Source organism: Glutamicibacter sp. NPDC055354, from assembly GCF_053644955.1.
The window spans coordinates 140,960-155,141 of sequence record NZ_JBSHMB010000002.1 but is presented as its reverse complement, the minus strand read 5'-3'; the positions used below and the strand labels follow the sequence as shown (position 1 = coordinate 155,141).

Below are 14,182 nucleotides of genomic sequence, written 5' to 3'. Positions count from 1 at the left end.
CGCTTGTTTGTGTGGTGTTTTTCGTGTGTTTGACTCTCCAAATCCACCATCTTTCCTACTGTTTTTTTGTTTGCGGGTGTTTTGGCTTTTACCCCCCCCCCCCCCCCCCCCACGGCACTGGACGTTCGTCGCCCCGAAACGAAGTTGCACCAATTCGCGTGGCTTCTCTTGCTCGATCGCCTAGGCTAGTTCATACGATGGAAACTAGAGCACAGACACATCAGACCGGCGGCCGCGACCGCGCGATCGCCGAACGGAATCGCACCGGTGAAGATGAGTTCCGCGTAGACATTGAGCGCATCCGCTTCTCCCCGTACTTCTCCCGGCTGTCCTCGGTGACGCAGGTGATTCCCCAGGCGGGTTCAGGCACCCTGGTCCACAACCGATTGACCCATTCGCTGAAGGTTTCGGCGGTGGCCCGTTCCATCGCCATCGGCCTCCGAAGGCGTGACGAACCTACTAGGCGACTAATCTCCGACTTAGGAGGGTGCGACCCGGTAGTTGTCCAAGCAGCGGCAGCCGCCCACGATCTGGGCCACCCGCCTTTCGGGCATCTGGGAGAGCAGGAACTCGACCGGGTCGCCCGCGATACCTTGGGGCTTCCCGACGGATTCGAAGGCAATGCACAGACCTTCCGGATCCTCACCGCCCTCGATAGCTGCGATGCCACACCGCGCGGCATGAACCTGACTCGCGCGGTTCGCGCGGCTGTACTCAAATATCCCTGGACGCGCAATGAATGGCGCAGCCAGGCCCCGGTCGCCCCGGAGCTGCTCCCCCGTGGCGTCGGCGCGAATCCGGCTGCTGGCGCCATGAAGTATTCAGCCTACGATATCGAGGCTGAGGAAATGGACGACGTCCTGTCGGTCTTCCCGGGCATCGGAAAATACCAGCAGACGCTGGAAAGCTCGGTTATGGATATCGCAGACGATATCGCCTACGCGGTTCATGACCTCGATGATTTCTATCGCGCTGGCATATTGCAATACACCAGCGTCTCCGCTGAACTGCGAGCGTGGCTGGATCAGTCTGTCCGCTTCCAAGCCCTGAAGGCCCCAGAGCTGGACCAGCGGCAGCCGGGCCACGCGCTGGAAATTACGTGGCGCCATGTCCTGGCGAAGGATCCTTGGATTGCCAATCCAGACGCATTCCGCGCCTCGGTGCAACGGGTCGGCCATGACCTCGTCGATGGCTTGCTCGCAGTTCCCTACGACGGCGGCCTGCAGGCGGACCGTGCGGTTACCGCCTTCACTCGGCGATGGATTGACCGGTTGCAGGAATCGATCACCGTTGAACGCACGCCTAATGTGCGCAGCGGCCATATCCGCTTGAGCGATGAAGCATGGCATGACGTCGTAGTACTCAAGTTCGTCCATGCCCGCTTCGTCTTGGACCGTTCAGACCTGGCGGTATACCAGCGTGGGCAAACGCGAATTATCCGTTCCCTGGCAGAAGGCTTCAACACCTGGCTCAATGATCCGGAGGATGCAGGGCGCGCACCGCGACGGTTGCTGGACTCGGTGGAAGCTACCACCGAGGAATACCGCCAATTGCGCGAGAGCACCCCGGAGCTGTTCTCGCAGTCCGGCCCGCAAGAGATCCAACGGCTGGGCCAGGCCCGGGCCATCGTCGATTACATTGCTTCCTTCACCGATGCCCAAGCCGTCTCGTTGAATTCGCTGCTAACCGGCACCTCGGACAATCTCTGGGAAGCCGGCCGCGGGCTCTAGTCAACGGCCTCTCGCGCACCTGCCCGCGGCAAAATCGCTAGTCCGATTAACGAGCCATTGGCCGTTGCTCGCCCACATGAGCAACGGCCAATGTCACCAACTCGAAAGTTGCGCTCAGGGGTTAGAGGCCCAGGCTTCGGATGAGTTCCACCAGGGTTGCAAGAAGATCGCTCAACATCAAAATACCTCGTTCTAATCAGTTGGATTGCTGTTTCGTTCCGGGTCGGAATTCCCGTTCCGGCACTTAGTACATTAGCGCAAAATATCCCTAGTCAAAGCGATTTTCGGCATTGTGAGAAACCTTTAACACAATGTAAATCGCCCCTTTACGCCACGTTTCTCATTGCCCGTATTTGGACCAGAAATACCGTCGCTGCGGCATGCGCCCCGCCCGGAGCGTGACAGATTATGACGACGTGCTCCTGCACGCCGGGCAACGCTTACGCGCCAAAGGCGTGGCGTTGAGCGGTGCATGAGCCGCACCGGAGGCCACGGGCCCAATTGCCCTGCAAACTGGTCTCCGCGCATGATCGGCGAAGAGCCTTTTCAGTCCGTGCCAATGAGTCGGTGGCCCGTGGGAGCATGTACTTGCAAGCGTCCATCTACTGTTGAGGAACATCAGGCCTGACCATGGATTCACAATTGGCTGTCAGAATTATCGAAGCTGTTCGGCTTCTCCACAGCCTGGGCTATCGCGGGTTGAGAATTCTCCCGGGAATCAACGCTTCAGGAACTGCCTGGAGAATTGCCGTCTTCAACGTGACGGAGTGGCGCGCCGATGATCGATTCGGCGGGCCTTTCCTGGCCCGGGAAAGTTGCCTCTACTCGACGGCCGATGAAAATGTGTTCAACCAGAAAATCCAGTTCCCCCACGACGTCAGCCATGTCAACGTTGCAGAAGCCATCCTCATTGGCATGCCATCGCTACAGCGTTCAAGCATGGAGGACACCGGCAATCGCGAATACGTTCAGTGGTATGCGCAATTGGCAGCTCGGGTCAACCAGCTCACCGATTTGCCGGTAGCGTACGCCGATTACTTCGACGACACGGAAGGTTGGGAAATCGGCTGGGGAAGCGAACAGCGCTTTCCGCATCCTCCTGCCTACGCGCCTGAGAACGCAGACTAGGATAGAAGCTCGGCATCCAGGTCTGCTCCATCTGCTTGAGCTATGCATGCATTTGGCTCCACCAGCGAGAACCAGAAGTCCCTTCCATGGCTCCTAGGTGATCCGTCGTTGAAAAACCAAACCTGGAAGAAGCTGCCGGTCGACGAGCTCTGAGATGACCATGATCCGGTTGTTGAATGCCACGAAAAACAGCACACTGAGCCAGTACCGTTCTTCGATTCAAGGACCACCTCGACTGGTATGCCACGCAGAGTACAGCGGAAAATCTATGATGCGCGGAAAGCCGGGCAAATCCCCGAGAACGGGAAAAGCTGGTCATCATCGACTACCGCGAGTTTCGGCACCCTAACGGGAAAATGATCAAGAATCCGGGACATGACCTCCGGGTGGTAGCCTCCATCCTGGAAAAGGCCATAAGAAGCTCGCGTCCCGAAATTATTATCATTTTCAAGGTACCCGGGCAGTCGAATAGTTGAAACGGTTCCACAGGTTGAAGCAGCTGGCCCCAATCCTCACTGAGGATTGAGGCCAGCTGATTGGCTGCAAGGACTACTTGGTCAGCAGTTCAAGAGCCTTGTTCAGGGTTGCGCTTGGGCGCATGGCCGCTGCGGTCTTGGCTTCGTCTGGGCGGTAGTAGCCACCCAGCTCGACAGCCTTGCCCTGCACCTCGGCCAGCTCGGCAACGATGGCTTCTTCATTCTCGCCCAGTGCCTTGGCAACTGCGGAGAAGGCCTCGGCCAGTTCTGCGTCCTTGTCCTGCTTTGACAGCTCTTCAGCCCAGAACTTGGCCAGGTAGAAGTGGCTGCCGCGGTTATCCAGCTCGCCCACCTTGCGCTTAGGCGACTTGTCTTCCAACAGGAAGGTGCCGGTTGCAGCGTCGAGGGTATCGGCCAGCACCTGGGCGCGGGCGTTGTTGGTAGTCACTGCCAGGTGCTCGAAGGAAGCACCCAGGGCCATGAACTCGCCCAGCGAATCCCAGCGCAGGTGGTTCTCGTTCACCAGCTGCTGCACGTGCTTCGGAGCCGAGCCGCCGGCACCGGTCTCGAACAGGCCGCCGCCAGCCAGCAGCGGAACGATCGAGAGCATCTTGGCCGAAGTGCCCAGTTCCAGGATCGGGAACAGGTCGGTCAGGTAGTCGCGCAGCACGTTGCCGGTCACCGAGATGGTGTCCTCGCCCTTGCGGATGCGGTCGATCGAGTACTGGGTCGCTTCGACCGGGGACAGGATCTCGATGGTCAGGCCCTCGGTGTCGTGCTCCTTGAGGTACTCGTTGACCTTGGTGATCAGCACTGCGTCATGGGCGCGGTTCTCATCGAGCCAGAAGACAGCCGGGGTCTGGGAGGCGCGGGCACGGTTCACTGCCAGCTTCACCCAGTCGCGGATGGCTACATCCTTGGTCTGGCAGGCGCGCCAGATGTCGCCAGCGAAGACCTGGTGCTCGATGAGCACTGCATCGTTCTCGTCGACGATCTGCACGTGGCCGTTGCCAGCGATTTCGAAGGTCTTGTCGTGCGAGCCGTATTCCTCGGCCTTCTGCGCCATCAGGCCGACGTTCGGCACGGTGCCCATGGTGGTCGGGTCGAACGCGCCGTTGGCACGGCAGTCGTCGATGGCCACCTGGTAGATGCCTGCGTAGGAGGAATCCGGGAGCACAGCCAGGGTGTCTGCGGTGTCGCCCTTGGCATCCCACATCTTGCCGCCCAGGCGGATCATGGCCGGCATCGAAGCGTCGACAATCACGTCCGATGGAACGTGCAGGTTGGTGATACCCTTGTCGGAATCGACCATGGCAACTGCCGGGCCCTCTTCCAGGCCCTTGGCGATCAGCTTCTCCACGCCGGCGCGCACCTCGTCGGACAGCTCGTCCAGGCCGCCGAGGATGGCTGCCAGGCCGTTGTTCGGGTTCAGGCCGGCTGCTGCCAGCTCGTCGCCGTAGGTTTCGAACAGCTCGGAGAAGTAGGCCTTCACCACGTGGCCGAAGATGATCGGGTCGGAGACCTTCATCATGGTGGCCTTCAGGTGCGCCGAGAACAGCACGCCCTCTTCCTTGGCGCGGGCCACGGAGTTCTTCAGGAACTCGGACAGGGCCGCGGCGTGCATGACGGTGCCGTCGATGACTTCGCCGGCCAGCACGTCGAAAGGCTTCTTCAGGACCTTGACTTCGCCGTCTTCGCCGACGAAGCGGATCGAGATCTTCTTGTCCGCGTCGATGACTACGGACTTCTCGTTGGCAGCAAAGTCGTCAACGCCCATGGTGGCCACGTTGGTCTTCGAATCAGCGGCCCACTCGCCCATGGAGTGCGGGTACTTGCGAGCGTAGTTCTTCACGCTCAGCGGTGCACGGCGGTCCGAGTTGCCCTCGCGCAGGACCGGGTTCACAGCCGAACCCTTGATCTTGTCGTAGCGTGCGCGGACGTCGGTCTCTTCATCCGAGGTCGGGTTATCCGGGTAGTCAGGCAGTGCGTAGCCGGCAGCCTGCAGCTCGGCGATGGCAGCCTTCAGCTGCGGAATCGAAGCCGAGATGTTCGGCAGCTTGATGATGTTTGCATCCGGGGTCTTGGCCAGGTCGCCAAGTTCTGCCAGAGCATCACCGATGCGCTGCTCTTCGGTGACATAATCCGGGAAGGTAGCGATGATGCGACCAGCCAGCGAGATGTCGCGGGTCTCAAGTTCCACACCGGCGGTCGAGGCGAAGGCCTCCACGATTGGCAGGAACGAGTGGGTCGCCAGCATAGGCGCTTCGTCGGTGTGGGTGTAAATAATCTTTGCCATAGGTGTGGCGTCTCCCTGAACGTCGTGCGGAAGCGGTGTTACCGCCCTGAACTCAACGTTCCAAATCTACCTGATTTTGCTCTGCACCACACTTTGCGGCAGCGGGAAATACGCGCGGCAACGCCGTTTATTCACCGAAATGCCGGGCTGGACAGCCTGCAAGCAGTTCGTCACATTTAAGTTAATCAGCGATAACTCAACAGAGTTATTCGCTATTCGGCTCTTCCGCCGGCCAGCGCTTCGAGATTCGCCATGGCCTCATCGAAGAGCTCAACTGGATCTGCAGGCTCCCCGGCGCTTTCCGCCTGGCCGAAGCTCTGCCAGGCCACGCGCCAGAGGGCGGCCAAGGCTTCGCCAATCATCAAGGCTGGCATGGCCGGCACCAGCCCGCGGCGGCGCAGCTCCTGCGAGGTGGCAGCGCAGAAGGCTTGATCTTGCCGGGTGATGGCCAATAGCAGCTTCGGCTCCGTGGCAATCAACCGGGAAATGCGCCGGTATTCGTTGCCGCGAATCTCGGCAACAAGGATTCGGCGGCATTCGTTGGCCAGCAGCCGAAAAATCTGCGCGCTCGTGGATCCGTCAGCGATGGGGCATTCGGTCACGGCCTGGATCAATTCATGCTGCGCCGGCACCATGGCCGCTTCCCTGGATTCGCAGTAGCGGAAGAAGGTCCGCTCGGAAATGCCGGCCCGGGCAGCGATCTGCCCCACGGTCACCGACTCCAGGCCCTGGAGTTCCACCAGCTCCAGGGTTGCTGCCCGGATGGACTGGATCGTTGCCTCTTTGCGTTCCTCGCGAATCCCCATGGCGCTCTCCGATGCTCCGGACTGCCTGTACTGCGCAGGCCTCGTCCACCAAATTTGTTTCCTGTCACAGTCTGACAGATTCGCTTACGAAAAAGTGGCAGAGTGTGACAGTATTTAGCGGTTGACACTCCACAGGAAGAAGACTTCGTGACTACAAATCCCCCTAGAACCAGCGCCAAGCCAAGCGCGGCGCCCGCCGGGCAACTCTCCACCAAAACCCTGACAGGCATCATCGCCTCGCTGGCCCTGGCCGCTTTCATGATGATCCTGAACGAGACCGTGCTCACGGTAGCGCTGCCCGGCATCATGCAGGACATGGGCATTTCGGCGTCCACCGGCCAGTGGCTCACCACCGGATTCCTGCTGACCCTGTCAGTCGTCATCCCCACCACTGGCTTCCTGCTGCAGCGCTTCGCGCACCGGTCGCTGTTCTTCTTCGCCATCATCAGCTTCATCCTCGGCACCGTCATCGCGGTGCTGGCGCCGAGCTTCGCCTTCTTGCTGCTGGCACGCGTTATCCAGGCCATCGGCACGGCCATCGTCCTGCCCTTGCTGATGACCACCACCTTGACGCTGGTGCCCGTCCACCAGCGCGGCACCATCATGGGCCTGAACTCGATCGTCATCGGCGTCGGCCCGGCTATCGGGCCTACCGCCTCGGGAGCCATCGTGCACGCATTGGGCTGGCATTACATCTTCATCCTGATGCTGCCGATCGCCGTGGCGGTCCTGGTACTGGGCGCCATCTTCTTCAAGATCCCTTCCAGTGCACGCAAGATCAAGGTGGATTCGGCTTCGGTGCTACTTTCCGCCTTGGCCTTCGGGTTCCTGGTGTACGGCATTTCCAGCATCGAGCATGCCGCGGATAACGCCACGATGATGATCGCCAGCTTCGCCATCGGCCTGGTGGCCCTGGCACTGTTCATCATCCGCCAGGTCAAGCTGGCCGCCAGCGGCCGCGAACTGCTGAACCTGACCCCGTTTGCCTCGCGCAGCTTCAGCTTCGCGATCGCGATGATCATGATTGCCTTCGGCACCCTGCTCGGTTCGCTGATGATCGTGCCGATCCTGCTGGAATCCGGGCAGGGCATCGACTCGCTGCAGATCGGCATCATGCTGCTTCCCGGCGGGCTGGCCCAGGCCATCGCCTCGCCGATTTTCGGGCGGATCTACGACAAGCGCGGACCGCGCCCGGTGCTGATCCCCGGCGCCGTGCTCCTGGCCGCCGGGCAGTGGATGTACACCACTGTCACCGCGCAGACCGAATTGTGGATGTTCATGCTCTGCCACATCGTCTTCTCCATCGGACTGGCCCTGCTGATGACCGGCTTGATGTCCTCCGCGATGGCTTCGGTGGATCCGCGCCTGTTCGGCCACGGTTCGGCAATCTTCAATACCGCGCAGCAGCTGGGCGGCGCCATCGGCACCACGGTCTTCGTGACCGTGATGTCGCTGCTGTCAAAGGTCCAGCTGGACGCCGGGTCCGAGCTGGCCGAGGCCTTGTTCTCTGGCGCGCATATCTCGTTCATCGTCGGCGCCGTGCTGGCCACGATCGGGATCGTCTTCGCCTTCATGATCAAGGGCGAGAAGCCGCACGCGAATCACTGAGGCGCCACTTCGGCGTTGCTGGCCCTCAAGGCCTGGAGGGCGGGAGCGCTGGCACCCGGACCAGCGGCAGATGGCCCAGATAAGAGAGCAATCAGCCCGAGCGGTGGAATTCCTTTTGGCATTACACCGCTCGGGCTTCATTTGTCCTATGAATGCTTTTCTACCGGCCGGGAACGTGCCGAGGCGCTAAGCCGACTCCGCAAGGCAGGCCGTCCTTACACATCGGAAGATAGTGGGCAAACGACAAGAATGACGAAATGTCTAGAAACAGATAACCACCCGACCTCGGTCACCATTGCCCAGCGTGCTCCAATCATGCGCCAGCTAGGCAGTTCAATACAGCCTGAGCGGACCATTTATTGGAGGCAACTAATGGTAGAACCGGGTCGTGCGCCGTTAAGCATTCATTCATCGGAAAACGCGAGAACGAAGGATAAGACCTACGCCATCGAAACAGAAAACAGGCTCGGAGCATGACCGCACGCACAACATCAGCGAAGAGCTAAAAATCGACTCGAGTCATGGAAAGCAGAAGCCCCCTATTGTGATCCTGAAGTAGCAAAGGCGTAAATAGACTGTGTTCATGATCGTGATTGCTAAAGTCAGGTAATCGCTGCCGTTACTGCAGTCAGCTTAGCCCGGGTGTTTCATGATGGGTGCCGTAATTAACTGTCATTAAAGACGAAAGAGTGATCTGAACTGGGAAAATAAAGGTGTCTAAGCCAAAATTCCATGAGTTCAAGGATCACTCTTTCAGTGAATAATCATGCCGGTCTTTACCCGCAGCTCCCAACCGTGACCATATCCCAGAATCTGGTGTCCCATGCTGGGCTGTCCACGCTGACCGGCCTGCTCAACAGCCTCGGGTTCCGGCAACTGGCCGAGGACCGGCTCGGCCAGTTCGTCCCCGCCACCGCGACCCACCGTCCAGGGAAAATGATCAGCGACCTGGTGCTGACCCTCGCCGCTGGCGGGGAGCACGTCACCGACACCGACCAGCTACGCGTTGCCCGAGGCGTGTTCGGGTCGGTGGCTTCCGAATCAACGTTCAGCCGCTTCTTCACCCGCCTCGCCGAGCATCCCGGCGCGTTCGACTAGCCTTCGCGACCATGCAAAGGGAGGTCCGTTCCCGGCTCTGGGCCGCTGCTGGCCGGCGCAGCCCGGCCGTGCGGACAACCCGCGCCAACCCGCTCATCTTGGATATCGATGCCTTATTGGTGCATGTGCACTCCGACAAGGAAGGCGCCAAAGGCACTTACAAGCGCGGGTACGGGTTCACTCCGATGATCGCCATGGCCGATTACGGCCAGGGCCATGGCACCGGGGAGGTGCTGGCGGTGAGGATGCGCCCCGGCAACAAGGGAGCGAATTCCGCGGCGGACCATATCAGCATCCTCACCGAGGCGTTGGCCCAGTTGCCTGATGATTTCTATGACCAGGATGGGTGCCTGATCGGTGAGAAGATCCTGGTCCGCACCGATAGTGCTGGGGCGTCCCGCGAATTTTTGCACCACTTGCATGCCCTGGGTTTGCAGTTCTCCACCTCGTACGCGCTGCCCGTGGTCAATGAGCGGTTCATCGGATGGATCAACGAGAAGAAGTATTGGGAGCCGGCACTCACCGCCACCGGCAAGATTCGTGAGGATGCGTGGGTGATCGACGCGACCAAGATCTTGGGGTTGAGGGATTATCCGCCGGGCACCAGGATTTATTTGCGGGCCGAGCCCTTGCATCCCGGGGCGAAGGCCAACCTGTTCGATACCGACGGGAATCGGGTGACCGCATTCTTGACCAATGCTCCTCGGTTTGATCCGGCGTTCTTGGACGTGCGGCATCGGGCGCGGGGCCGGTGCGAGAACCGGATCAAGTCGTTGAAGGCTGCCGGGTTGGGCAAGTTGCCGTTTTTCGCGTTCGGCGCGAACCAGGCCTGGGCGAATCTGGCGATGTTCGCTTTGAACCTGGTGACATGGCTGCAGCTGGCGGTGCTGCCGGCCGAGCATGCCGCCGTCAGTTGGGATTTGAAGCGGTGGCGGTATCGTATCTGGTCGCTGGCCGGGAAGCTGGTGACCGGCAGCCGAAGGCCGCGAATACTGGTCAACCAGGACGCACCAGAAGCGGGTCTGGTGCTGTTGTTGCAGGAGCGGATCAGCAGGCTGGCTGGCAGGTGGCGAGACGGGCACTTGGCAGCCTGAGCCGCTGGCGTCCGGTCCCTGATTCCTTCAACGGCAATGCAGTTTTCGGTGGGTGGTGGCCGGTGCATGCGCCAGCGGGTGGCGCTCTTCGTCGTGCCCGCAAATGCGGAAACCCACCAGTGCGTGGCTTACGCCAGTCGTAGGTGGGTTTCCGGACCGTCATGAAAAAGTTGGGTTAGCTGATCTCGATTCTCACAACTCTTCTTTGTCATTGCGATGGTCTTTAACTGCGGTTAAAGCTGCAGTTACGAGTGCAAATGCGAACGCTATCCAGAGGTTCTCTAACACTTCAAGGAAATGACGGTTAGCCAGCGCGCAATAAACACCAGTCAACACCGAAAGACCGAGGATAGATATCGTAAGATACAAAGCGACCCGACGAACTACGAGTTTGCGAGCCCATCTCATATTAGGCAACTCCTGTCTGAACCAGTAGCTCCCACGCTATCCCGGGTATGGAGCATTGCGAATCGGAGCGAGTTGTGCTGCTGTCAGACCAACAGCAGCCAGTGCTGCGGCAATCTTCTTCCTATACTTCCAAACCAAACGTGCGACACGGACCAAAACCCAAGACGTTGCAGGAATTCCAACACAGCCAACAATCACTTCCGTGACCTGCATGATTACTTGGTTCTTGGAAACGCCTTTTCGGAAAACCCAGGCTGCAGTTAACGCGCAACTTACAATAGCAGCTGGGCCAGGGAGCGGTAACCCTGCGGGTTGCATTACACCCAGATCATTCAATCGCTTCTGACGCTTAGCCATCTGGGCAATCTCAATATCCGAGACTGAACCGAATTCTTCAAACGCACGCTCGAAATCTTCGATGTTCTGCAAATCTTTGCTATCCGGATCACAGGTATTGCAATCGTATAGTGAAGTTAATTTGTCGCCCGCTTGCTCATTGCGCCCTAGTTTAGCTGCTTGTGGCGCTAGTAACCCTAGTAGAACTACTGGGGCAAGGTTGAAAACTACATTCCGTCGATCTAACGACATCGCATCCAGACTTTCTATTTTTCAGTGATGAATTCTGTCCACGTATAGAAGCTACTAGTAAGATAGAGATATAGCAATCTTTTTTGGAAAATCGACATACCTTAGTAAAGAGGCGCGGACCCTTGGGATGCCATGGTGCTTCTGAGAGACTTTACGAACGTCAAGCAGCTTATCCAAGCCAGCGAGTTCCTACTCTTTGTGGCGCTCACTCCCTGGAAGGCTTTGAGAACAGGAGCTTCTTCAGGGTTGGGAATGAGCCTGCTCTAGTGCAGTGCAAGACTTGAATGGCTTTTAAATTGACATGTCGCCAGCAGATCAACGATCTTTTATCAGCGGGGGCTGCTCCCCGATTCTGGCCTCGATTGGGCGCTTATGCGGCCGTTTGAGATTACGGTTTTCACAATTCTTAACTCGTATATCACTCCGCAGCTCGAAGGTCTGACTTGTGCTGATGACAATCGGACGATGCGGTCCTGTTACACTCACGATGGCAACGCGATTTCTTCCATATGAATCCGACAAGTCAAGATTTATACACAAATTTTTGAAGCGGCGGGGCAGACATAGGTGATGGCCCATTAGTTATTTTTGGGATCGCACCACTTACGCCCCTTCTGGTTCCCAGCAAAGTACCGATCCACGTGCTGCCGGTGCATTCTGCCGGGTGTACCTTCTCGCCTTGTCTGCAAGGTGATAGCTTGAAGGCCAATCAGGGAAAACCAGAAGCCTTGGTCTTCCTCATCCCCGGGTCACCGGGCAGCCAGACAGGGGACACAACATGGCAGCATTGCCGGAAACCGATATGAGCGATCTGGCCATTGCCTCGCGGGCAGTGCTCAGGCCGATCTCCCGGATTGCCGAGGCGGCCGGAATCCCGCAGGACGCGCTGGAGCCCTACGGCAAGTACAAGGCCAAAATTGATCCTGCCCTGCTGCCGGCCAACGGAAGCCGGCCCGGGAAAGTCGTCCTGGTCAGCGGCATGTCCCCGACGCCGGCAGGGGAAGGCAAATCCACCATGGTGGTGGGCCTGGGCGACGCGCTGGCTGCCACCGGGACCAAGACCATCATCGCGCTGCGCGAGCCCTCGGTCGGCCCGAGCTTCGGGATGAAGGGCGGAGCCACGGGCGGAGGCCAATCCCAGGTGCTGCCCATGGACGAGATCAATCTGCATTTCACCGGGGATTTCCACGCCATCACCAGTGCGAACAACCTTCTCATGGCCATGCTCGACAACCACCTGCAGCAGGGCAACGAGCTGGGCATCGACCCGCGATCCATCACCTTCAAGCGGGTGCTGGACATGAACGACCGCGCATTGCGCCACGTGGTGATCGGCCTGGGCGGTACCGCCAACGGGGTGCCGCGCGAAACTGGCTTCGAAATCACCGCCGCCTCCGAGGTCATGGCTGTTTTCTGCCTGGCCACCGGGCTGGCGGACCTGCGCGCCCGATTGGGCAGGATCACCGTCGGATACACCTACGCCAAGGCCCCGGTCACCGCCGATGACCTGGGCGCGGCGGGTGCGATGGCGCTGCTGCTCAAGGAAGCCATCAAGCCCAACCTGGTGCAGAGCATCGGGGGCACTCCCGCGCTCATCCACGGCGGGCCCTTTGCCAACATCGCCCACGGCTGCAACTCGGCCATCGCCACCAACACCGCCCGCGCACTGGCCGACGTGGTGGTGACCGAAGCCGGCTTCGGCACCGATCTGGGCGCCGAGAAATTCATGGACATCAAGGCCCGCTACGCCGGGTGCCCGCCGGACACGGTGGTCATTGTCGCCACCGTCCGCGCACTGAAGATGCATGGTTCGGTGCCCAAGGAGGAGCTGGGGGAAGAAAACGTCGAGGCCGTGCGGGCCGGGCTGCCGAACCTGGAACGCCACGCCTCGATCGTCTCGAAGTTCGGCATCCAGCCAGTGATCGCCATCAACCGCTTCACCACGGATACCGATGCCGAGCTGGAAGCGGTCACCGGCTGGGCAAAACAGCAGGGCATTGCCTGCGCCATCGCCGATGTCTGGGGCCAGGGCGGCTCCGGAGCAGGCGAGCTAGCCGCCATGGTGCTGCGGATCATCGGGGAACCGGGCAATTTTGCCCCGCTGTACGAGCTGCAGCAGCCGGTCGAAGACAAGATCCTGACCCTGGTGCGCGGCGTCTACGGCGGCGAAGGCGTCGAGTACTCCCCCAAGGCCCGGAGGATGCTCCAGCAGATCCACGACAATGGCTGGTCGCACCTGCCGGTCTGCATCGCCAAAACCCAGTACTCCTTCTCCGATGACCCGCAGCTGCTAGGCGCCGCCCGCGGATTCACCGTGCAGGTCCGCGAGCTGATCCCCAAGACCGGTGCCGGATTCATCGTGGCCATCACCGGGGCGCTCACCACGATGCCGGGCCTTCCGAGGGTGCCAGCTGCCATGCACATGGATGTCGACGAGCACGGCAACGCCATCGGGCTGTCCTAGCGGCCAGGCAAGGCCGCGGGTACCGCCAGCGTGCCAGGATTCCACGGCGGGCGAACATGGTAATTCCCTGATCGCACCGCATTTCACCACGATTCACGGCTAGGCTATGTGAACCAGCACCCGCTAGCTGGCAATCAAGCAAGGCACGGATGAAGGGAAATAACCATGGGAACCGAAAACCACGACGAAACCACAGGTCCAGCTCAAACTCCGGACCCAGAGGGCGAGAACACTACTGTCCCTGATCCGGATGCGGCCCAGAACGCGCCTATTCCGTTCGGGCATGAAGATTCCGACGGCGAAGAAGGCCAGTAGCCGCACCGCCAGCCACAAGACCTGCCCGAGGCCAGGATTCCGCAAGGATTCCTGGCCTCGGGCTTTAGTATTCCACGTGCAAAACGCCTGATCAGATGACAGATGGGAACACCGCTCCAGCAGAATTCCGGGAAGCGATGCTCAAAAACCCTGCCAAGATTGTTGAACAAT

General features: G+C 59.8%; 8 protein-coding genes and 1 pseudogene. 6 read left to right on the top strand and 3 right to left on the bottom strand.

From position 1 onward, the window contains the following. Positions 1-197 precede the first annotated feature (197 nt). Positions 198-1,730, top strand: coding sequence for a deoxyguanosinetriphosphate triphosphohydrolase family protein (locus ACWICV_RS10920; RefSeq protein ID WP_365945776.1), 1,533 nt, complete (start codon positions 198-200; stop codon positions 1,728-1,730). Positions 1,731-2,360: 630 nt separating this feature from the next. Next, a complete protein-coding gene (locus ACWICV_RS10915; protein WP_365945775.1) occupies positions 2,361-2,858 on the top strand; it encodes a hypothetical protein in 498 nt (165 codons plus the stop codon). 549 nt (positions 2,859-3,407) lie between these two features. On the opposite strand, the gene ACWICV_RS10910 is transcribed toward ACWICV_RS10915, so the two are convergent. Next, a complete protein-coding gene (locus ACWICV_RS10910; protein WP_402474244.1) occupies positions 3,408-5,630 on the bottom strand; it encodes an NADP-dependent isocitrate dehydrogenase in 2,223 nt (740 codons plus the stop codon). A gap of 212 nt (positions 5,631-5,842) precedes the next feature. Beyond that, positions 5,843-6,436: a TetR/AcrR family transcriptional regulator gene (locus ACWICV_RS10905; RefSeq protein WP_400343547.1), complete on the bottom strand. Its 594-nt coding sequence runs from the start codon at positions 6,434-6,436 to the stop codon at positions 5,843-5,845. Positions 6,437-6,583: 147 nt separating this feature from the next. On the opposite strand from ACWICV_RS10905, the gene ACWICV_RS10900 reads away from it, so the two are divergent. Together ACWICV_RS10900 and ACWICV_RS10895 are read left to right on the top strand one after the other, a co-directional pair. Next, complete coding sequence (locus ACWICV_RS10900; protein ID WP_402474247.1) at positions 6,584-8,044, top strand: MDR family MFS transporter; 1,461 nt, start codon at positions 6,584-6,586, stop codon at positions 8,042-8,044. Between the two features lie 795 nt (positions 8,045-8,839). Continuing rightward, positions 8,840-10,236 (top strand): annotated as a pseudogene (locus ACWICV_RS10895) (IS1380 family transposase). A gap of 444 nt (positions 10,237-10,680) precedes the next feature. Here the strand turns inward: ACWICV_RS10895 and ACWICV_RS10890 are convergent. After that, complete coding sequence (locus tag ACWICV_RS10890; protein ID WP_400291381.1) at positions 10,681-11,232, bottom strand: hypothetical protein; 552 nt, start codon at positions 11,230-11,232, stop codon at positions 10,681-10,683. Between the two features lie 778 nt (positions 11,233-12,010). Between ACWICV_RS10890 and ACWICV_RS10885 the strand changes: the two genes are divergently transcribed. After that, complete coding sequence (locus tag ACWICV_RS10885) at positions 12,011-13,696, top strand: formate--tetrahydrofolate ligase (protein ID WP_400291383.1); 1,686 nt, start codon at positions 12,011-12,013, stop codon at positions 13,694-13,696. Between the two features lie 165 nt (positions 13,697-13,861). Then, complete coding sequence (locus ACWICV_RS10880) at positions 13,862-14,011, top strand: hypothetical protein (RefSeq protein ID WP_166650680.1); 150 nt, start codon at positions 13,862-13,864, stop codon at positions 14,009-14,011. The last annotated feature ends 171 nt before the right edge of the window (positions 14,012-14,182 follow it).